The sequence below is a fragment of the Dermatophilaceae bacterium Soc4.6 genome (assembly GCA_039889245.1).
In the GTDB taxonomy this organism is placed as follows: domain Bacteria; phylum Actinomycetota; class Actinomycetes; order Actinomycetales; family Dermatophilaceae; genus Lapillicoccus.
On sequence record JAZGVH010000002.1, the window covers coordinates 3,455,815 to 3,476,738 of the forward strand.

A 20,924-nucleotide genomic window follows, 5' to 3' on the forward strand; every position below is an offset into this window, starting at 1 on the left:
GAATGAGTGGGTGCCGATCCGACTTGAACCCAGCGAGGGGGCTGGCGCCGAGTCGGTCCCCATCCGTATGCGCACCCCACCACGAGGAGTACCTGCTCTATGAGCCCCATCGCCGCCATGGCCGTCCGCACCGCCGGAGGCCCGCTCGAGGCCGTCACCTACGAGCCCCGCCCCCTGCGTGACGACGACATCCGCATCGACGTGAAGTTCGCCGGCATCTGCCACAGCGACATCCACACCGTCCGCGAGGAGTGGGGCGCAGCCCACTTCCCGATCGTGCCCGGGCACGAGATCGCCGGGATCGTCTCCGAGGTCGGAGCAGGCGTCACCCGCTACCACGTCGGTGACCGCGTCGGCGTCGGCTGCATGGTCGACTCCTGCGGCGAGTGCGAGTTCTGCAAGGACGGCCAGGAGCAGTTCTGCGAGAAGGGCAACGTCGGCACCTACAACAGCCAGGGCTTCGACGGTGAGTGGACCCGCGGAGGGTACGCGCAGTCGCACACCGTGTCCGAGCGCTTCGCCGTGCGGATCCCCGACGAGCTCGAGCTCGACGTCGCCGCGCCGCTGCTGTGCGCCGGCATCACCACCTGGGAGCCGCTGAAGCGCTGGAACGCCGGCCCCGGCAAGCGCGTCGCCGTCGTCGGTCTCGGCGGGCTCGGCCACATGGCCGTCAAGCTCGCCGTCGCCATGGGCGCCGACGTCACCGTGCTCTCGCGCTCGCAGGCCAAGAAGGACGACGCGCTCGGCCTCGGCGCCGCGCACTACGTCGCCACCGGAGAGGAGGGCGCGCTGAAGGCGCTCAAGTCCAGCTTCGACCTCGTCGTCAACACCGTGAGTGCCGACCTCGAGATGGACGCCTACCTCGCGATCCTTCGCCCCCTCGGCGCGCTCATCAACGTCGGCCTGCCCAGCAAGCCCTACTCCGTGAGCCCCTTCTCCGTCGTCGGTGGCACCCGCACGCTGGGTGGGTCCAACATCGGTGGCATCCCCGCCACTCAGGAGATGCTCGACTTCTGCGCCGCCCACGGCGTGGGCGCGACCATCGAGCTGATCGACGCCAAGGACGCGAACGAGGCCTACGAGCGCGTCGTCGCCGGTGACGTGCGCTACCGCGTGGTCATCGACACCGCGACCATCCCCACCGACGGTGCCGACATGGAGTCGGCTTCCGCCTGACGCACGAGACACACGACGACGGGCCCCGCACCAGTGTGCGGGGCCCGTCGTCGTCTGCTGCCTACCCGGATGCGGGGTGGTCAGTCGCCCGCCGGAGCAGCCACGACCGAGTCGCCTGCCGACGGCCCGCGGCCCCGGCCACCGCGGCGGCGGCGGCGCGGTGCGTCGTCTCCGCCGGCCGGTGCGGAGCCCTCGGCTGCGGGTGCTGCGTCGTGGGTGGAGGTGCTCACGCTGGTATCGCCAGCGACCTGGCCGTCGACGTTGACCGTGCGGCGGCGGCTGCGGTTGCGGCGGGGCCGGGTCTCACCGTCAGCGTCGGGGGTCGGCGCGTCGGCGTGCTCGGCGTGCTCGGCGTGCTCGGCGCGACGGGCGTGCTCGTCCCGACCGGCGCGCTCGTCGCGACCGGCGCGCTCGTCGCGGCTGCCCCGGTTGTCACGGCCTCCGCGATCGTCACGCCCACCGCGGTCGTCACGCCCACCGCGGTCGTCCCGCCCACCGGAGCCACCGGAGCCCGCCGAGCCGCGACGGCCCGACGACTTGCCGGTCTCGCCGAGGTCCTCGAGGACCTCGGCATCCAGACCGGCGCGGGTCTGCTGCGAGCGCCGCAGCCGGCCGGTCACCGCGGAGGGGATATTGAGGTCGGCGAAGAGGTGGTCGGAGGAGGAGTAGGTCTCCACCGGCTCGGGGATGCCGAGGTCGAGCTGCCGGTTGATCAGTCCCCAGCGGGGCATGTCGTCCCAGTCGACGAAGGTGACCGACGTGCCGGTGTTGCCGGCTCGCGCCGTCCGACCGATGCGGTGGACGTAGGTCTTCTCGTCCTCGGGGCACTGGTAGTTGACGACGTGGGTGACGTTGTCGACGTCGATGCCGCGGGCGGCGACGTCGGTGGCGACGAGCACGTCGACCTTGCCGTTGCGGAAGGCCCGCAGGGCCTGCTCACGGGCGCCCTGGCCGAGGTCGCCGTGGATGGCGGCGGCCGCGAAGCCGCGCTCGCTGAGGTCGTCGGCGACCTTGGCTGCCGTGCGCTTGGTGCGCGTGAAGACCAGGACCAGGCCCCGGTCCTCGGCCTGGAGGATGCGGGTGAGCATCTCGACCTTGTCCATGGCGTGCGCGCGGTACACGTACTGCGTGACCGCCTTGACGGTGTGGGCGTTCTCCTGGTCGTCACCCATCGCACGGATGTGGGTGGGCTGGCTCATGTAGCGGCGGGCCAGCGCGACGATAGCGCCCGGCATCGTGGCCGAGAAGAGCATGGTCTGCCGGGTGGGCGGGGTGAGCGACATGAGGGTCTCGACGTCGGGCAGGAACCCGAGGTCGAGCATCTCGTCGGCCTCGTCGAGCACGACGACCTTGCACTGGGACAGGTCGAGGTGCCCCTGCTTGGCCAGGTCGATGAGGCGTCCGGGAGTGCCGACGACGACCTCGACGCCGGTGCGGAGGGCTTCGATCTGCGGCTCGTAGGCGCGGCCGCCGTAGACGGTCAGCACGCGGATGCCGCGGCGGGCGCCGGCGCGCTCGAGGTCGCTGGAGACCTGGACCGCGAGCTCGCGGGTCGGGGCGACGGCGAGGGCCTGCGGCTTGCCCGGGTGGGGCATGGCGGCGAAGCCCTCGTCGACCGGGCTGATCACGCGCTGCAGGATCGGCACGCCGAAGCCGAGGGTCTTGCCCGTGCCGGTCTTCGCCTGGCCGATGATGTCGTGCCCACCGAGCGCGATCGGCAGCGTCATGGCCTGGATGGGGAAGGGGGTGACGATGCCGTGGGCCGTGAGTGCGTCGACGATGTCCTGGTGGACGCCGAAGTCGGCGAAGGTGGGCTCGGGCTCGGGTATGGCCGCGGGGGCGAGGGAGTCAGCCTCGATCGCGTCGCCGGCCACCTCGTCGGGCAGCGTGTCGGTCGTGGTGTCGCTCATGGAGTTGTGATGTCTCTCGATCGGGGTCAGGATGCCCGACGGTGCGTGATCGCGGAGCTCTGGGCGATCGCGTCGTCGTCACTGACGTCAGTGTGGGCCGATCGGAGGATTTCCGGGTGCCGAGTCCCTCGGCGAATGCGTGTCGGGCCGACCGGGCACCGTGAACAGGTACGAGTCTACCTGCTGGCCCCCGTAAGGTGGCGCTCATGAGCGACGACGCCCTGCCGGTCAGTGACGAAGCGGGCTACCGCCCGGCCGTGCTCGACCTCCTGGGGGTGCTCGCCTACGGCGAGCTCATGGCCTTCACCCATCTGGCGGCCGACGCCGAGATGGCTCCGACCCTGCCGCAGAAGGCCGGGGTGGCCCGGTTGGCCGTCGCCGAGTTCCAGCACTACGAGGCCATCACCACCCGGCTGGCCGAGATGGGTGTCGACCCGCACACCGCGGTCGAGCCGTTCGTCGCGTCGTTCGACGCGTTCCACGAGCGCACCAAGCCGAACACGTTCCTCGAGGGCCTGGTCAAGGCCTACGTCGGGGACGGCATCGCGCAGGACTTCTTCCGCGAGATCTCGGTCTACGTGGACGACCGCACCCGCACGCTCGTCGAGCGCACGGTGTCCGACATCGGCAGCGAGGCCTTCGTCGTCACCCAGGTGCGCGCGGCGATCAAGGCCGACCCGCGAGTGGCGGGTCGACTGGCCCTGTGGGGCCGGCGCCTCGTGGGGGAGGCCCTGACCCAGGCGCAGCGGGTGGCGGTGGAGCGCGATGGGCTCGCGTCGATCCTCGTGGGCGCCCCCGGGCGTCCCGGCGCCGACCTGGCCGAGCTGGGCCGGATGCTCGCCCGGCTCACCGACGAGCACACTCACCGCATGCAGCGGCTGGGGCTGTCGGCCTGAGGTCAGGTGCCAGCGCGTCATCCCGGCAGACGACGAGCACGACCCGCATGGAGCGACGAAGGGCCCGGCCGCTGTGGCCGGGCCCTCGTCGTGCGTCGGAAGGTCAGACGCGACTGCTGTTCATCCGCCCGTAGAGGATGATGCCGCCAGCGGCCACGATGGCCGAGACGATCCAGAACCACCAGCTGATACCGCCACCACCGGAGTAGCCGAAGGCCGCACCGAGGATGAAGTTGGTGACGATGGACGCCACGATGCCGATGACGATGGTCACAACGATCGAGATGTTCTGCTTCCCGGGGAGGATGAGCCGTCCCAGGGCGCCGATGATGGCGCCGACGATGATGGCGCCGATGATTGAGCCAATCATGAAAGGGCCTCCTTCTGGCCACTCGCGTGGCCGTTGTGGGTCGACAGCTGCGCCGACCGCCTGAAGGACCGTAGTGCCCGCAGGATCAGCCGCCGAAACCGACGCGGCTCTTCTCCTGCTCACCGATGTTGACATATCCGATATGGCCGGCGGGAACGAGGAATCGTCGCCCCTTGTCGTCGAGGAGGCTGAGCACGCCGCCCTCGGCGAGCGCCGACGTCACGGCCGCCTCGACCTCCGCGAAGCTCTGGTTGGACTCGAACGCGACCTCGCGGGCGACGTTCTGCACGCCGATCTTGACCTCCACGGTGATGCCTTTCCTTCGCTGTTCCCGATGCGTGGGCCACCCGGGTGTGTGGGCGACTGATGCTGACTCAACCCTACGAGCCTGGGCGCTGTTCCTCGCGGGCTCTGGACGCGCCGTCTGTTCGCCGAGAGAGGAACCGGGGGCTACGCCGGTGACCCGGGCTCGGCGCCGGCCTTGGGGAAGCCACCGATACCGCGCCACGCCAGCTGCCCGACGATGCGGGCGGCTTCCGCCTGGGGCACGGTCGAGCCCTGCGAGAGCCAGTAGCGGGCGGAGACCTGGGCCATTCCGGTCAGGGCCATACCGAGCAGGTGGGCGTCGGCGTCGGCCATCTCGGTGTCGGCGGCGATGACCTCGGCCAGCGCCTCACCACAGGTCACCGCGACCCCCTCGACCCGCTCGCTGACGGCGGGGTCGTTGGTCAGGTCGGACTCGAAGAGCAGCCGGAAGGGCGCGCCCTCGCGGGCGACGAACTCGAAGTAGACCGCCACGCAGTCGAGCACCCGCTGCTTGTTGTCCGTGGTGCGGCTGAGGGCCTCGCGGACCGCGGCCTCGATCTCGCCCCGGTGGTGGTCGAGGAGGGCGAGGTAGAGGTCGAGCTTGCCCGGGAAGTGCTGGTAGAGCACCGGCTTGGAGACGCCGGCGCGCTCGGCGATGTCGTCCATCGCGGCCGCGTGGTAGCCCGACTCGACGAAGGCCGCCTGCGCCGCCTCGAGCAGCTGGGCCCGCCGCGCAGACCGGGGCAGGCGCTGGCCCCGAGAGCCCCCTGGTGCATCGACCGACATCCGCGTCGTCCTCCTCCGGTGGGACCGCGCAGGCGGGACGCGGTTGGTGGTCATCGTACTCACGGGTAGGCGTCGCTGGCGCGACGGTGCGGAGGTAGCGTCTCGCGGGTGAGCACCGCCACGACCCCCAACTCGCCTCCGGTCAGCACAGCGGCATCCGGGGTCTCCGACCGCGGGGCGCGACCACCCCTGGTGACCGCTCCCCGGCCGCTGGCCCGCGAGGAGGTGGAGCGCTACGCCCGCCACGTGCTGCTGCCCCAGATCGGTCTCACCGGTCAGGAGCGGCTGGCTGCGGCCAGGGTGCTCGTCGTCGGTGCGGGCGGGCTCGGGTCTCCGGCGCTGCTCTACCTCGCGGCCGCCGGGGTGGGCACGATCGGCATCGTGGATGCCGACGTCGTCGAGCTGAGCAACCTCCAGCGCCAGGTCGTGCACCGCGACGCCGACGTGGGGCGGGCCAAGACCGCGTCGGCGGCCGACGCCGTCGCACGGGCCAACCCGCACGTCCGGGTCGTGCGGCACGACGTACGCCTCGACTCCTCCAACGCGCTCGAGGTGCTCGCCGGCTACGACGTGGTGCTCGACGGCACGGACAACTTCCCGACCCGATACCTGGTCAACGATGCGTGCGCGCTGCTCGGCCTCCCGCACGTGTGGGGCTCGATCTACCGCTTCGACGGGCAGGTCAGCGTGTGGTGGGCAGGCCACGGGCCCTGCTATCGCTGCGTCTTCCCCGAGCCCCCGCCGCCCGGAGCGGTGCCCTCGTGCGCGGAGGGGGGCGTGCTCGGGGTGCTCTGCGCGGCCATCGGTTCGGCGCAGGTCACCGAGGTGGTCAAGCTGCTGCTCGGCATCGGGGAGCCGCTGCTGGGGCGGCTGCTCGTGCACGACGCGCTGCGGATGACGTGGGACGAGATCGCGGTGCGGGCCGACCCGGGGTGCCCGCTGTGCGGTGATGCGCCGACGATCACGCGGGAGACCGGGCTGGTCGACTACGACGCGTTCTGCGGGCTGCCGTCGGCCGGGGCGGTGTCGGCCCTCCCACCGGTGCCGCTCGTGTCGGCTGCCGAGCTCGCGGCGGCTCTGGCCTCGGACGACCCGCCCGTGCTCATCGACGTGCGCGGCGACGACGAGCGCTCGATCGTGTCGATCCCGGGAGCGGTCGCGATCCACCTCGACGCCTTCCGTGACGGCAGCGCCTTCCGCACGCCGAGCCTCGGCATCCTCGACCTGCCGGTGGTCGTGCACTGCAAGGTCGGCGGGCGATCGGCCGAGGCGGTGCGACTGCTGCTGGAGAAGGGCTACGACGACGTGCGCAGCCTCGACGGCGGCGTGCTGGCGTGGGTGCGGGACGTGGACCCGGGCCTGCCGACCTACTGAGCGGGCCGGGGGGGGCGTTTTACCCCGCTACGTGAACGGGGTGACAGGTCGCGCCAGACAGCGACGGATCACCCCGGTGTCTGCGTCCACAGCATCGACGGGTGCGCAGAGGGGTGATGGCTCGCTATCTGGCGCGACCGATCACCCCGCTGCTGATTCGTGGCCACGTCTGACGGGGCGAGTGTGCTGGAATGGCGCTGTGAGCGCTCCATACGGGCTGGTGCCGGACAAGGCGCAAGAGGTGCTCGAGGTGGTCGCCCGGGTGCCCTCGGGCATGGTCGTCACCTATGGCGACGTCGCCGAGATGGTCGGCGGGCGCGGCCCGCGCTTCGTCGGCAACGTCATGAGCCGGTATGCCGCGGGACTGCCCTGGTGGCGTGTGCTGCGGGCCGGTGGGTGGCCGCCGAAGGGGCTCGAGGCGGAAGCGCTGGATCACTATCGCGCTGAGGGGACGCCGATGGTCGGTGGCACGCTCGAGGGGCTGCGGGTCGATCTGGGGCGCGCCCGGTGGGAGCCGGACCTCAGCAACGGGTGGCCGGAGAGCGGTACGGGGTGATCGGTCGCTCCTGATCGTGACCCCCGGCCCCTCCCCGCCCCTGTCACCCCCGCGTGGTGGGATGGCCGCCATGGTCGACCTGCGCCGCGCCCCCGCACTCGTCGTCGAGGTGCCCGACCTCGACGGCGACCAGCAGCGTGCCGTCGACCACCGCGGCCGGCTGCTGCGGGTGCTCGGCGCCCCTGGCACCGGCAAGACGACCACGGCCGTCGAGGTCGTCGTCCACCGCGTGGCCCACGACGGGCTGACCCCCGACTCCTGCCTCCTGCTCACCTCGAGCCGCACCGCCGCTGCCCGCCTGCGCGACCGCGTGACGGCCCGGGTCGGCGGCACGACCACCGAGTCCCTGGCCCGCACCCATCAGGCGTTCGGCTTCGGCATCCTGCGCCGCGAGGCCGCTCTGCGCGGAGAGCCCGCCCCACGCCTGCTCAGCGGCCCGGAGCAGGACGTCGTGCTGCGTGACCTGCTCGCGGGCCACGTCAGTGGGGTCCCCGGTCCGGCCTGGCCCGCCCACCTCGGGCCGGCGCTCGAGCGCCGGGGCTTCCGCGCCGAGCTGCGCGACCTGCTGATGCGGGCCGTCGAGCACGGCCTCGAGCCTGTGCACCTCGCCGCCCTCGGTGCGGAGCAGCACCGCCCCGAGTGGGTCGCGGCCGCCCAGGTGCTGCGGGAGTACGACGAGGTCACCGCCCTCTCCCGCCCGGGCGGCTATGACCCGGCCTGGATCCTCACCGCCGCCGCCGACCGTCTCGAGGACGACCCCGAGGCCCTGGCCCGCCTCACCGAGCAGGTGCGGGTCGTCGTCGTCGACGACGCGCAGGAGCTGACGTCAGCCGGTGCCCGCCTGCTGGGCGTGCTCGGCCGCGCCGGCGTCGACGTCGTCCTGATCGGCGACCCCGACAGTGCCGTGCAGACCTTCCGCGGCGCCGACCCGCGCATCCTCGCCTCGGGCTGGGCCGACCTCGCGCCCCGCCCGGGGGAGTGGCCCACGGTGGTGCTCGGCACGGCGTACCGGCAGGGCCCGCGGCTGCGGGAGGCCTCCGCGGCGGTGGCCCGTCGTATCGGCGCCCTCGGCGGCGCCGCCCAGCGCGTGGCCCGACCTGCCCCTGAGCGTATGGAGCGCCTCGACGTCGCCCTCCTGCGCGCGGTGCCGCAGGAGGCTGCGCACGTCGCTGCTGAGCTGCGGCGGGCCCACCTGCTCGACGGGATGCCGTGGGGCGACATGGCCGTCATCGTGCGCGGCCGCAGCCGTGACGCCGCGTTGCGCCGCGCGCTCGCCGCCCAGGGGGTGCCCGTCGCCGCGGGGGCGTCGGAGATCCCGGTGCGCGACGAGGTGGCCGTCCGCCCGCTGCTCACCCTGCTCGACCTCGTGCTGCGCGTCGCCCGCGACCCTGAGGCGACCCCGTCACCCGACGAGGCGGTCGACCTGCTGCTCTCGCCGCTCGGAGAGTGCGACGCCGTGCGCCTGCGGCGGCTGCGGCGGCTGCTGCGCCGCGACGAGCTCGACGCCGGAGGGCAGCGACCGAGCGACGAGCTCCTCGCCGTGGCCCTGCTCGACCTCGGGGCCGCGGTCGACCTCGGCCTCGACGGTGCCCCGCTGCGGCGCATCGCGACGGCCGTGTCGCACGGGCTCGCGGCGGCGCGCGTGGTCGACGGCGACGACGGGGCGCCCGTCTGGGCGCCGGGCGTCACGGCGGAGGACGTGCTGTGGGAGATCTGGCGCGGTCTCGACGTCGCGTCCGTGTGGCGCAACCGGGCCCTGCGCGGCGGCTCGCGAGGGGAGCGGGCCGACCGTGACCTCGACGCCGTCGTCGCCCTCTTCGGGGCGGTCGCCGCCTTCGTCGACCGGCTCCCCGGCTCCGGGCCCGACGCCTTCCTCGAGCACGTGCGCGGGCAGGACGTGCCGGGCGACACGCTCGTGCCCCGCGCGCCGCAGGAGCAGGCCGTCTCGGTGCTGACGCCGGCGCTCGCCGCGGGCCTGGAGTGGCGCTTCGTGGTCGTCGCCGGCGTGCAGGAGGGCGTGTGGCCAGACCTGCGGCTGCGCGGCTCGCTCCTCGGGTCGGAGGACCTCGTAGCCGTCGTCACGGGCCGCGGCACGACGACCCGCGCGGCGCAGGCGGCCGTGCGCTACGACGAGACGCGGCTCTTCCATGTCGCCATCTCGCGCGCCCGCGAGCGACTGCTCGTCACCGCAGTGCGCAGCGAGGACGAGCAGCCCTCGGTCTATCTCGACCTTGTCGACCCGCCGGGCCAGTGGCCCGACGAGCCGCTCGACCCCCGCGACGACCCCGGAGCTCGCATGGAGCGCGTCCGGCAGCCCGTCGACGTCGTCCCACCGCTCACCCTCCCGGCGCTCGTGGCCCGTCTGCGTCGCGACCTCGTGATCGGGTCCGTGGCCCAGGCCCGTTCTGCCGCAACGGCGTTGCGCCGGCTGGCCGTCGAGGGCGTGCCCGGCGCCGACCCCGGCCGCTGGTGGGCCCTGCGCCCCGTGAGCGACGACCGCCCGCTGCGTGAGGTCGACCAGCAGGTGCGGGTCTCCCCGTCGAAGGTCGAGACCTTCGCCACCTGCGGTCTGCGGTGGCTGCTCACGACCGCCGGTGGGGACAGCCCCAGCGTGGGCCGGGCCAACCTCGGCACGCTGGTCCACGACATCGCCCACGAGCTCGGCGACGACGTCGACGTGCCCACCCTCGTCGCCGAGGTCGACCGGCGCTGGGGTCGGCTGGGGCTGCCACCGGGGTGGTCGACCGACCGGCTGCGCCAGGAGGCGCACGGCATGGTCACCCGACTGGTCGACTACTACGAGCGGGCGCCCCGAGAGGGCTGGGAGCTCGTCGGCTCCGAGGTCACGATGGAGGCCGAGATCGGCCGGGCCGTGGTCACCGGCCGCGTCGACCGGCTCGAGCGCGACGCCCAGGGGGGGCTGCGGGTGCTCGACTACAAGACCGGGTCGAGCGTGCCGACCAAGGCGGCGATGGACCAGCACCTGCAGCTCGCGGTCTACCAGGTGGCGGTCGAGCACGGTGCCTTCGAGGCCGGCACCGACTCCGCGGGAGCGGCCATCCTGAGGCTCAGCAAGAAGGCGCCCCGCGACAACGTGCCCCTGACCCAGCGACCGCTCGCCGAGCAGGACGACCCCGGCTGGGCGCAGGACGTCGTCGCGCAGGTCGCCGACGGCATGGCCGGCGCCAGCGTGCAGGCCGTCGCCGGTGAGCACTGCAAGTTCTGCCCCGTGCGCAGCTCGTGCCCGGTCCAGCCGGAGGGGGACGTCGTCTCATGAGCGTCGTGCACGAGGACAGGCAGGCCACACCCCTCAGGGTGCTCAGTGCCCACGAGATCTCGGCGGCCGTCGACAACCCCCCGCCCACCGACGAGCAGCGGGCGGTCATCGAGGCCCCGGCCGACCGACCCCTGCTCGTCGTCGCCGGGGCCGGCTCGGGCAAGACCGAGACCATGGCGTCGCGGGTCGTCTGGCTCGTCGCCAACGGCCACGTCGAGCCCGACCAGGTGCTCGGCCTCACCTTCACCCGCAAGGCTGCCTCCGAGCTGGCCGAGCGCATCGGCCGCCGGCTCGCCCGGCTGGAGTCGAGCGGGTTGTGGACGCCCCGGGCCCTTGACGACGACGGCGCCGAGGCGCTCGGCGGCATACCGGTCGTCTCCACCTACCACTCGTACGCCGGTCGGCTGGTGCGCGAGCACGCGTTGCGACTGGGCTACGAGCCGGAGTCCCGCCTGCTGTCCGAGGCGGCGGCCTGGCAGTATGCCGCCGAGGCTGTCGCGCGGTATGACGGTCCGGTCGACGAGGTGACGTCCGCGGAGTCGACGATCATCTCCAGCGTCACCTCGCTCGCGGGCGAGATGGCCGAGCACCTGCTCGAGCCGGAGGACGTCATCGCCCTGATCGACGAGGTCGAGGACCGCTGGCTGGCGGTGCCCAAGGGCAAGAACCAGCTGCGAATCCATCCCCTGCGCGTTCCCCTCGACGCGTTGGTCAACCGGCGGGCGATCCTGCCGATGGTCCGCGCCTACCTCGACCTCAAGCGCTCGCGCGACGCCCTCGACTTCTCCGACCAGATGGCCCTGGCGGCGCGGCTCGCGCGCGACGTGCCATCGGTGGGCGCCCTCGAGCGGCAACGGTTTCGGGCGGTGCTGCTCGACGAGTTCCAGGACACCTCGCGCGCCCAGATGGTGCTCCTCAGCCACCTGTACGCCGCTGCCGGCTCCGGCATCGGCGTCACCGCCGTGGGCGACCCCAACCAGTCGATCTACGGCTGGCGCGGTGCGAGCGCCACGACGCTGGCCGACTTCCGGCAGCAGTTCCCCGACCCCGAGGCGCCGGACGGGCTGGCCCGCGAGGCGCAGCTGTCGACCAGCTGGCGCAACGACCGGGCAGTGCTCGACGCCGCCAACGTCGTCTCCGCGCCGCTGCGCGACGAGTCGCGGGTGCGGGTCGCCGCGCTCCGGCCCCGCCCGGGCGCCGGACCCGGCGACATCGAGGTGGGCCGCTTCGACCGGGTCGACGACGAGGCCGAGCACCTGGCCGCGTGGATCGCCGCGAAGTGGCGACGCCCCAGCGGCACCCGCACCCGTGAGACAGCAGCAGTGCTGTGCCGCAAGCGATCCCAGTTCCCGCTCGTCGTCGAAGCCCTCCGTCGTCACGACCTGCCGGTCGAGGTCGTGGGGCTCGGCGGGCTGCTGCTCACCCCGGAGGTGAGTGACCTGGTGAGCCTGCTCTGGGTGGTGCAGGATCCGTCCCGTGGAGACCGGTTGATGCGTCTGCTCACCGGGCCGCTGTGCCGTCTGGGCGCGGCCGACCTCGACGGGCTCGCCACCTGGGCGCGGGCCCAGCAGCGCGAGCCGCGTGGGCTGTACGTCGTCCCGCTGCCCGGTCTGGAGCCGGTGGAGCCGGTCGTGCAGTTCGACGACCCGCGCGAGGAGGCGTCAGACAGCCGCGACGCCGACGAGTCGGGCATGGCGGTGCTGCCGCCGGACGACGTGGTGCGTGACCAGGCGCCCGAGAGCTCGGAGCGGGCGAGCATCGTCGAGGCGCTCGACGACCTGCCGGGACAGGAGTGGCGCGGGCCCGACGGGCAGCAGATCTCCCCCTCGGGGCTGGGTCGGCTGCGCGAGCTGGGGCTGGTGCTGCGGGGGCTGCGGGCGCTGACCGCGTTGCCTCTGGCCGACCTCGTGGGGGAGGCCGAGCGCTCGATCGGTCTCGACATCGAGGTGCTCGCGCGGCCCGAGCACACGCCGACGACGGCGCGGGCCCATCTCGATGCCTTCGCCGACGTGGCAGCGCAGTTCAGCATGCAGGCCGACCGACCGACGCTGCTGGGCTTCCTGGCGTGGATCGATGCCGCGGTCGATCAGGAGCGCGGGCTGGACACGCCGACCTCCGAGTCCAACGTCGACGCCGTGCAGGTGCTGACGGTGCACGCGGCCAAGGGGCTGGAGTGGGACCACGTGGCCGTGCCGGGCCTGGTCGAGGGGTCGTTCCCCGCGCGCGAGCACGGCGCGACGAGCAAGGTCGTCGACGGCGAGTGGGTGGTGGGGGAGCACCACGACAAGGGCTGGCTGGTGGGGGCCGACGGCGTGCCGTACCCCTTGCGCGGTGACCGCGATGGCCTGCCGCACCTCAGCTGGGCGGCTGACGCCGACTGGAAGGACCTGCAGGAGGCCTTCGCGCAGTTCCAGGTCGAGGGTGGCCGGCACGCGCTGGCCGAGGAGCGCCGGCTGGCCTACGTCGCCTTCACCCGGGCCCGCGCGTCGATGCTGCTCACGGCGCCGGTGTGGTCGGACGGGCAGAGCCCGCGGGTGACCTCGACCTTCCTGCTCGAGCTGCTCGACCCGGAGTCGGGGCTGCCGGTGCGACGGGTGGCGTGGGCCGACATGCCTCCCGTGGAGGGCGACAAGCCGGTGAACCCGCGGACGGCCGAGCCGGTGCAGCACGAGTGGCCGCACGACCCGTTGGCGGCCCGGCGGGCCGAGCTGGCCGATGCCGTGGCGAGGGTGGGGCTGACGTTGCAGGCCCTGGAAACCGTCGTGTCGGGTGAGGCCACGGAGGCTGGCGACGCTGGCGGGGCCACGGGTATCGTCGACGCCGAGACCGAGCGCGAGCTGACGCTGCTGCTGCGCGAGCGGGACGGGCGGCGACGCCCGGGCGAGCCGGTCGTCGACCTGCCGAGGCACCTGTCGGCGTCGGCGGTCGTGCAGCTCGCGACCGACAGCGCCCGGTATGCCTCGCAGCTGCGTCGCCCGATGCCGTCGGAGCCGGCGCACGCGGCCCGCCGCGGCACGGCCTTCCACGCCTGGGTCGAGGAGCACTACGCGTCGGCGGCGATGGTCGACGTGTTCGACCTGCCCGGCAGCGCCGACGATGACGCGGGCGACGACGCCGAGCTGCCCGCGATGAAGGCGCAGTTCCTGGCCAGCGAGTGGGCCGACCGGGTGCCCGAGGCGATCGAGACCTCGGTCGAGACGGTCGTCGACGGCATCGCGATCCGCGGCCGCCTCGACGCGGTCTTCCCCCGCGACGACGGCGGCTACACCGTCGTCGACTGGAAGACCGGCGCCAAGCCCTCGACGGGCGAGGCGAAGCACCGGGCTCTCCAGCTCGGGGCGTACGCCCTCGCCTACGCACGGTTGCGCGGGCTGCCCGCAGCCAAGGTCGACGCGGCGTTCTACTACGCGGGCACCGGGGAGACCGTGCGGCCGAGGCTGCCGCGGGAGAGGGACCTCGTGACCCTGCTGCAGCGCGTGCAGGGGACGACGTGAGCGCCTGTCTTCTGCCCGTCCGCGAGCACGGGGGCCAGCGAGGGGACGCTGCCTCGAGGTGGGGGAGCGGACGCAGCGTGAAGACGAGGATGCCCAGGTAGGAGTTCATCCATGCCTGCTTGTGGGGGTACCGCGATGCGGCATCCTCGGACAGCCGTGGCTCGAGCGTCGTCTCGATCCACAGTCCGGCGGCGCTGAAGGTGTTCAGCAGGTCGGCCATCGTGTAGGTGTTCTTGGTCAGGGCGATGTCCTGACTCCACCTGCTGGCCGCCATGACCGGCGGCAGCGATACGGTCCTGCACCGCACCATGATGAGGGCCGAGACCGACGAGAGGCAGAGCCACGTGGCCCTCAACGAGGTCTACATCGGCCAGCCGACCCACCAGTCTGCGCGCTACCCGCTCGAGGTTGGTGGGCCGGTGGAGCGGCAGTCGTCGTGGGGCCTGATCGTCGGCACCGGCACCGGTGCCACCGGCTGGTGCCTGTCTCTGCAACGGGTCCAGGCTCCGGATCTGGCGCTGCCGTCTCCGGGGGAGCGGGCACTGGCGTGGTTCGTGCGTGAGCCTTGGCCGCCACCGTCGACGGGAGCGAGCCTGCGGTCCGGCACGGTGTCGACGACCCGGTCCGCGTGCGGGTCGAGTCGGACACGCTCGTGGTCGCGGAGCGAACGCTCTCGACGGTGGTGTGAGTGGTGCTCGGTCATGCGTCTCGTGGCCGCGTGCACTGACTTCTTCGTGGTCGCAGGCGGCTACGAGCGTCCGGCGTCGCGAGCGCGGAACTCGTCGTGGCCCGTAGTCTTCATCGCGACCTCCTGCTGAGACGCCGAGGGCTCGGCAGATCGGCTCCCAGCCGTCGCCCGGCTGCCACTCGACGAGCCGGTCGGGAGGGACCTCCGTCCGCACCTCAATGAGCCAGCGGTCGTAGCCGGCCATGACGTCAGCCGGGTCGTCGGGATCGGTGAAGAGGTCGCGGAAGAGCACCCGGAAGAGCGGCACCAGCGGGTCGTCGTCGCCCGGCGCCACGATCTCGCGAGCGAGGGGAAGGACGGTCGCGGTCATGCTGCGGTGCCAGATCTCGGCGCTGGCGCGGTGCGACAGCAGCACTGGGGCATCGGGGTAGGCGGCGGCGAGCTGCCGCCAGCAGGTGGAGGCGGAGCGTCGACCGCAGCGACGTAGGGCGCCAGGAGATGGTCCCAGACCGGTGGGGCGCCCTCGATCGCGCCGGCCCGGACGGGTGCCTGTGCTCACGGAGCGATTCTCGAGCAGAGACCCCATGGGGGATGCTGGTGGTTTCGGGTCAGGAGTCGCCCTCGGGCGCCTCGTCCGACTCCGGGCCCGCCTGCGCCTGCTCGTCGTCGTCGATCCGGGCCGCGCGCAGCAGTTCGAGCTCCTCGGGTGGGATCACCGTGGTGTCCTCGACAGCTGACCCGTCCGCCACGGGCTCACCCTCCTCGACTGCGGGCAGGTGCTCGACGTCGCCCACGTCCCCCACCGCAACCGGGGCCGCGATGTAGGTGTCGGCTGCGCGAGCCGCCTCGCCAGCCCGGGCCTGCGCTGCCTCGAGCTCGTCGGCGTCCACGTCGACCATCTGCTCGTCGAGGTCGCGCAGCTCGGCGGCACGGTCACGCACCAGGTCGCGCCGGCCGGCCGCCGTCGCCGCGAGCAGCCCGGTCAGCAGCCGCAGCTGCGCCGCCAGCCGCGCCCTGCGCTGCAGGTGGGCGTCGGGCCGCTCGACCCGGTGGTTGGCGTAGGCCTCGAGCACGGTCTCGATCGTCGCCGCGTCGCACCGGGTCACGACGAGCGCGAAGTCCTCGGCCGGGTCGGCGACCTTGGCGTCGTCCCAGCCGGTGACCCCCCGGATGCGGCCGGTCGCCGCGTCGAGCTCGTCCTCGAAGGTCGCGAGCACCTGCTCGCCGGTGATGTCGCCGTGCACGGGGGTGGGTGCGAAGCGCCAGAGCGAGACGTTCTCCAGCTCGCGCTCCCACCTCGCGAGCATCGCCGTGGGCACGTGCCCCGTCGAGGCCCCGCGGTCGAGGTCGGCCAGACGACGCCGGCGCCACGCCTCAGCGTCGTAGACCGGCACGCCCGCCTCGTCGTAGACGGCCCGGTCGACGTTGTGGATCGCCGCGAGCGTGCGGCCCAGCTCGGCTGCGAGCCCCGGCCCCGGCGGCACCGCCGCGAGCTCGACCGGCCGCCCGGCGATGTGCGGGTAGACCACGGCCCGGCCCTCCGGTACGGCCACGAAGCCCCGGGGAGCGGGCACCGCGAAGGGCAGCCGCCGACCCAGCAACGCCAGCAGCGCCACGGTGGAGTCCATCTGCGCTCCGGCCGCCGGGGTGAGCGGCGCGCGCACGACCCACTGCCGGTGCTGCACGTCGGTGACGAACGCGAGCTCGTAACCCTGCTCGGGCGAGGTGAGCGCGCCGCGCACCTCCACCGGGTCGAGCCCGGGCACGGCCGAGCTCGCGAGGGCGGCCAGCTGGACGGGGGTGCGGGTCACGCTTTCCACCGTATGCCGTCGACCCGTGTGAGGCGCGCACCCGCGGGCGGTGCCGCGCAGGTGTCGGCGGAGGCGTCGCCGTAGGGTGGCGAGGTGGCCCCTGCCCCTGACGTCCTCACCCGGCTCGCGCTCTCGCGCGGCACCCTCGACCGGGCGTCCCACCGCCGCAGCGACGCCGGCCTGATGTCCGGGCTGCTCGCCGACCCGACCACCCGGGTGGTCGTGCTCTCCGCCGACCAGCACGCCGAGCTCGAGGACGACGCCACGTCGCCGACCGGCCGAGGGCTGGCCTACCGGTCACCGGAGCCGGGCGACGACGCGCGCCTCGCCTTCTTCCTCGGGCAGGAGGGACCCACAGAGTCGGGGACCACGAGCGCCGGGCCCACGGCATACGTGGCGGTGGTCGACCCGACGCTGCGGGCCGACGAGGCGCTGTGGGTCAACCTGCGCGATGCCGGTCTCGACCTGGGGGCCCGCGACGCGGGCGTCTTCACCACCGCGCAGGCGCTGCTCAACTGGCACGCGCGGCACGAGTTCTGCCCGCGCTGCGGGGCGCGCACCGAGCCGGTCGCCGCGGGCTGGCAGCGCCAGTGCACCGTCGACGGCTCCGAGCACTACCCCCGCACCGACCCCGCGGTGATCATGAGCGTGCTCGACGACGACGACCGGATGCTGCTCGGCCGCTCACCGCTGTGGCCGGAGGGGCGCTTCTCGGTGCTCGCTGGCTTCGTCGAGCCGGGGGAGTCGTTCGAGGCGGCCGTCGCGCGCGAGGTGATGGAGGAGGTCGGCGTCCCCGTCACCGACGTGACCTACCTCGGCAACCAGCCCTGGCCGTTCCCCGCGTCGGGCATGATCGGCTTCCGCGCCCGGGCGTTGTCGACGCACCTCACGCTCGACCCGGTCGAGATCGCCGAGGCGGCCTGGTTCAGCCGCGAGGAGTACGTCGCCGCGCTGCGCGGAGGCGGTCTGCGCACCCCGAGCGGGATCTCCATCGCGCAGCGCATGATCGAGCACTGGCTCGGGATGCCCGTCGAGGACGCCGTCGCTGCGGCTGGCGGGGCGGACCACCGCATCATCTGGTAGGTCGTCGGCCCGACGACGTCAGAGCCCGAGGCGCTTCTTGACCTCGATGACGCTGGGGTTGGTCGCTGCGGAGCCGTCGGGGAAGACGACGGTCGGCACGGTCTGGTTGCCGTGGTTGACCTCCTCGACGAAGCGGGCGCTCGCCGGGTCGGCCTCGATGTCGACCTCGGTGAAGGCGATGCCCTCGCGACCCAGCTGGGTCTTCAGCCGCGCACAGTAGCCGCACCAGCTGGTGCTGAACATCGTGATCGTGCCGGCGGCGGGGGTGTGGTCCTGCGTCTGGGTCGACATGCCGTGCTCCTTCAGAGGGGGGTTCGAGGAAGCAACCGTTGACGGGCGCCGAACCTTCCCGTGGGATGGAGGCATGCACACCGCCGAGCCGACCCCCTTGCCCACCGACCTGGCCGCGCTGGTCGCCTCCCGCAGGAACGGCACCCTCACGACGATCAAGCGCGACGGCCGCCCACAGCTGTCGCAGGTGAGCTACGCCTGGTCGCCCGAGCACTGCACGCTGCGCGTCTCGACCCGGGCCAGCCTGGCCAAGGTCCACAACCTGCGCCGCGACCCGCGCGCCTCGCTGCTGGTCACCGACGAGGCCGGCTGGTCGTATGCCGTCCTCGAGGGCGCCGCCCGGCTGTCCGAGGTCGCGAGCGCGCCCGACGACTCGGTCGTCGACTCGCTGGTCGAGCTCTACCGCACGATCAGCGGTCAGGAGCATCCCGACTGGGGCGACTACCGCCGGGTGATGGTCGCCGACGGCCGACTCGTGCTGACCGTGGACGTCGAGCGCGCCTACGGGCTGGTTCAGGGCTGAGGCGGTCAGGCCGACCGCGCCCGGCGCTGAGGAACGCCGTCCGGGCTGGGGACAACCGGGGATTGACCCCTGCGCGCGACCTAGACTGACACCGTCATGAGCTCAGTCACCGCCCCCGCCGCGCCCTCGGCCGACGAGGTGCTCGCCGCCCTCGACCCCGAGCAGCGCGAGGTCGCCGCCAACCCGCTCGGGCAGATGTGCGTGCTCGCCGGGGCGGGCACCGGCAAGACCCGCGCGATCACCCATCGCATCGCCTACGGTGTGCACTCGAGCGCCTACCAGCCGCAGCGCGTGCTCGCGGTGACCTTCACCGCGCGCGCCGCCGGCGAGATGCGCACCCGCCTGCGCACGCTCGGCGTGCCTGGGGTGCAGGCGCGCACCTTCCACGCTGCCGCGCTGCGCCAGCTGCACTTCTTCTGGCCGCAGGCGATCGGCGGGGCCTCGCCCGAGGTGCTGCCCTACAAGGCTCCGGTCGTCGCCGAGGCCGCGTCGCGCCTGCGCCTGCAGTTCGACCGCGCTGCCATCCGCGACCTCGCCTCCGAGGTCGAGTGGGCCAAGGTCAACCTGCTGACCCCCGAGACGTATGCCGCGGCCGCCCGCGGCGCAGGCCGCGACCCCGCGGGCATCGACCCGACCGCGATGGCGCGCCTCTACGAGGCCTACGAGGACGCGAAGGTCCAGCGCGGGGTGATGGACTTCGAGGACGTGCTGCTGATCATGGCGGGCATCCTCGCCGAGCGTGAGGACATCGCGCGGGTGGTGCGCTCGCAGTACCGCCACTTCGTCGTCGACGAGTACCAGGACGTCAACGCCCTGCAGCAGCGCCTGCTCGAGCTGTGGGTGGGGGAGCGCAAGGACCTGTGCGTCGTCGGCGACCCGGCCCAGACCATCTACTCCTTCACCGGGGCCACCCCGCGTCACCTGCTCGACTTCGCCCGCCGCGAGGGGGCCCAGGTGGTGCGGCTGGTGCGCAACTACCGCTCGTCGCCGCAGATCGTGGGGCTGGCCAACCTCGTCGTCCGCTCGGCCGCCCGCTCGGCGACCGGGCCCTCCGCCGGCAGCTACGTCGAGCTCGTCGCCCAGGGTGAGCCGGGCCGCACGCCGAGCCTCTCGGCTCACCCCGACGACCCGGCCGAGGCGGAGGCGGTCGCCGCCGAGATCGCCCGCCTCGTGCGCGAGGGCCACGCACCGTCGCAGATCGCCGTGCTGTTCCGCATCAACGCGCAGTCCGAGGCCATCGAGACGGCGCTCGCCGACGCCGACGTGCCCTACCTCGTGCGCGGCGGCGAGCGCTTCTTCGCCCGGCAGGAGGTCAAGGCGGCCGTGCTGCTGCTGCGGGGAGCGGCTCGCGGTGATGACGCCAGCCGGCCCCTGCCCGACCTCGTGCGCGACGTCATCGGTGGCGCCGGCTGGACCCCGCACCCGCCGAGCAGCGGGGGAGCGGTGCGGGAGCGGTGGGAGTCGCTCACCGCGCTCGCGGCGGTCTCCGACGACCTCGTGGCGGCGCAGCCCTCGGCCCGGCTGCCTGAGCTCGTGCGCGAGCTCGACGAGCGCGCTACCGCCCAGCACGCCCCCGTCGTCGAGGGCGTCACCCTCGCCTCGCTCCACGCTGCCAAGGGCCTTGAGTGGGACACCGTCTTCCTGCTCGGCTGCAGCGACGGCCTCATCCCCATCAGCATGGCCGACGGCGCCGAGGAGATCGAGGAGGAGCGGCGGCTGCTCTACGTCGGCATGACGCGGGCCCGCCGCGACCTGCGTCTCAGCTGGGCCGCCTCCCGGGCTCCCGGCGGCCGGGCCAGCCGACGCCCGTCGCGCTTCCTCGACGCCACGGCCAGCCTGCTCGGCGAGGGGGCCCGCTCGACCCCTGCGCAGCCGCGCACCCGTACGCCGCCCCCGGTGGTCGCGGCCCCGTCGGTCTGCCGCACCTGCGGCGTCTCCCTCACGACGGCCGCGCGGCGCAAGGTGGGACGGTGCGAGACCTGCCCGCCCACCTACGACGAGGCGACCTACGACGCCCTGCTCACCTGGCGCAGCCTCGTCGCCACGGCAGCGAAGGTGCCGGCGTTCGTGGTCTTCACCGACGCCACGCTCACCGTGATCGCCGAGTCGACGCCGCGCTCGCTGCCCGAGCTGGCGCGGGTCCCGGGCGTCGGCGCGACCAAGCTGGAGCAGCACGGGTCCGCGGTCCTCGAGGTCCTGGCTGGTGCCGACCCGCGTCTTGTTGCTGAAAAGGCTTCTGCCACTAGGTGATTCGCTCTCGTCAGCCGTCGGTCAAAACTTTTGTGAGAATCCACCCGTAAATCGGTTGTCGGCTGATCCGCCTACGGCGTAACCTGCAGGACAGTCAACCCCACGCGGCCCAGGCGGCCGCGGGGACCACGAG

General features: G+C 73.3%; 15 protein-coding genes. 9 read left to right on the forward strand and 6 right to left on the reverse strand.

Going from position 1 to position 20,924, the window contains the following annotated elements:
• Positions 1 to 99: 99 nt before the first annotated feature.
• Positions 100 to 1,176, forward strand: a complete 1,077-nt coding sequence (locus V3N99_16215) for an NAD(P)-dependent alcohol dehydrogenase (GenBank protein MEO3938284.1) — start codon at positions 100 to 102, stop codon at positions 1,174 to 1,176.
• An 80-nt stretch (positions 1,177 to 1,256) separates the two neighbouring features.
• On the opposite strand, the gene V3N99_16220 is transcribed toward V3N99_16215, so the two are convergent.
• Entirely contained in the window at positions 1,257 to 3,086 is a 1,830-nt protein-coding gene (locus V3N99_16220) for a DEAD/DEAH box helicase (protein MEO3938285.1), read from the reverse strand.
• A 206-nt stretch (positions 3,087 to 3,292) separates the two neighbouring features.
• Here V3N99_16220 and V3N99_16225 point away from each other — a divergent pair, with 206 nt between their 5' ends.
• Positions 3,293 to 3,982, forward strand: coding sequence for a ferritin-like fold-containing protein (locus V3N99_16225; protein ID MEO3938286.1), 690 nt, complete (start codon positions 3,293 to 3,295; stop codon positions 3,980 to 3,982).
• A 103-nt stretch (positions 3,983 to 4,085) separates the two neighbouring features.
• Here V3N99_16225 and V3N99_16230 read toward each other — a convergent pair whose 3' ends face one another.
• From V3N99_16230 to V3N99_16240, 3 genes are all read right to left on the reverse strand, one after another.
• On the reverse strand, positions 4,086 to 4,352 hold the full coding sequence (locus V3N99_16230) for a GlsB/YeaQ/YmgE family stress response membrane protein (GenBank protein ID MEO3938287.1): 267 nt from the start codon (positions 4,350 to 4,352) through the stop codon (positions 4,086 to 4,088).
• 85 nt (positions 4,353 to 4,437) lie between these two features.
• A complete protein-coding gene (locus tag V3N99_16235) occupies positions 4,438 to 4,659 on the reverse strand; it encodes a DUF3107 domain-containing protein (protein ID MEO3938288.1) in 222 nt (73 codons plus the stop codon).
• Positions 4,660 to 4,802: 143 nt separating this feature from the next.
• A complete protein-coding gene (locus V3N99_16240; protein ID MEO3938289.1) occupies positions 4,803 to 5,444 on the reverse strand; it encodes a TetR/AcrR family transcriptional regulator in 642 nt (213 codons plus the stop codon).
• A gap of 108 nt (positions 5,445 to 5,552) precedes the next feature.
• Here V3N99_16240 and moeB point away from each other — a divergent pair, with 108 nt between their 5' ends.
• The 4 genes from moeB (at position 5,553) to V3N99_16260 (ending at position 14,145) form a co-directional block, all read left to right on the forward strand.
• Positions 5,553 to 6,818, forward strand: a complete 1,266-nt coding sequence (moeB, locus tag V3N99_16245; protein ID MEO3938290.1) for a molybdopterin-synthase adenylyltransferase MoeB — start codon at positions 5,553 to 5,555, stop codon at positions 6,816 to 6,818.
• A gap of 199 nt (positions 6,819 to 7,017) precedes the next feature.
• On the forward strand, positions 7,018 to 7,374 hold the full coding sequence (locus V3N99_16250) for an MGMT family protein (protein ID MEO3938291.1): 357 nt from the start codon (positions 7,018 to 7,020) through the stop codon (positions 7,372 to 7,374).
• A 70-nt stretch (positions 7,375 to 7,444) separates the two neighbouring features.
• Positions 7,445 to 10,651 carry an ATP-dependent DNA helicase gene (locus tag V3N99_16255; GenBank protein MEO3938292.1) on the forward strand — a complete coding sequence of 1,069 codons (3,207 nt, stop codon included), beginning with the start codon at positions 7,445 to 7,447 and terminating at the stop codon, positions 10,649 to 10,651.
• Positions 10,648 to 14,145, forward strand: coding sequence for a UvrD-helicase domain-containing protein (locus V3N99_16260; protein MEO3938293.1), 3,498 nt, complete (start codon positions 10,648 to 10,650; stop codon positions 14,143 to 14,145). Before V3N99_16255 ends, V3N99_16260 begins: the two co-directional genes overlap by 4 nt.
• A gap of 1,296 nt (positions 14,146 to 15,441) precedes the next feature.
• Here V3N99_16260 and V3N99_16265 read toward each other — a convergent pair.
• Positions 15,442 to 16,644, reverse strand: coding sequence for a phosphotransferase (locus V3N99_16265; GenBank protein ID MEO3938294.1), 1,203 nt, complete (start codon positions 16,642 to 16,644; stop codon positions 15,442 to 15,444).
• Positions 16,645 to 16,737: 93 nt separating this feature from the next.
• Between V3N99_16265 and nudC the strand changes: the two genes are divergently transcribed.
• Positions 16,738 to 17,727: an NAD(+) diphosphatase gene (gene nudC, locus V3N99_16270; protein MEO3938295.1), complete on the forward strand. Its 990-nt coding sequence runs from the start codon at positions 16,738 to 16,740 to the stop codon at positions 17,725 to 17,727.
• An 18-nt stretch (positions 17,728 to 17,745) separates the two neighbouring features.
• Here nudC and V3N99_16275 read toward each other — a convergent pair whose 3' ends face one another.
• Positions 17,746 to 18,018, reverse strand: a complete 273-nt coding sequence (locus V3N99_16275; protein MEO3938296.1) for a mycoredoxin — start codon at positions 18,016 to 18,018, stop codon at positions 17,746 to 17,748.
• A 73-nt stretch (positions 18,019 to 18,091) separates the two neighbouring features.
• On the opposite strand from V3N99_16275, the gene V3N99_16280 reads away from it, so the two are divergent.
• Positions 18,092 to 18,541, forward strand: coding sequence for a PPOX class F420-dependent oxidoreductase (locus V3N99_16280; GenBank protein MEO3938297.1), 450 nt, complete (start codon positions 18,092 to 18,094; stop codon positions 18,539 to 18,541).
• A gap of 96 nt (positions 18,542 to 18,637) precedes the next feature.
• Positions 18,638 to 20,791: an ATP-dependent DNA helicase UvrD2 gene (locus V3N99_16285; protein MEO3938298.1), complete on the forward strand. Its 2,154-nt coding sequence runs from the start codon at positions 18,638 to 18,640 to the stop codon at positions 20,789 to 20,791.
• Positions 20,792 to 20,924 lie beyond the last annotated feature (133 nt).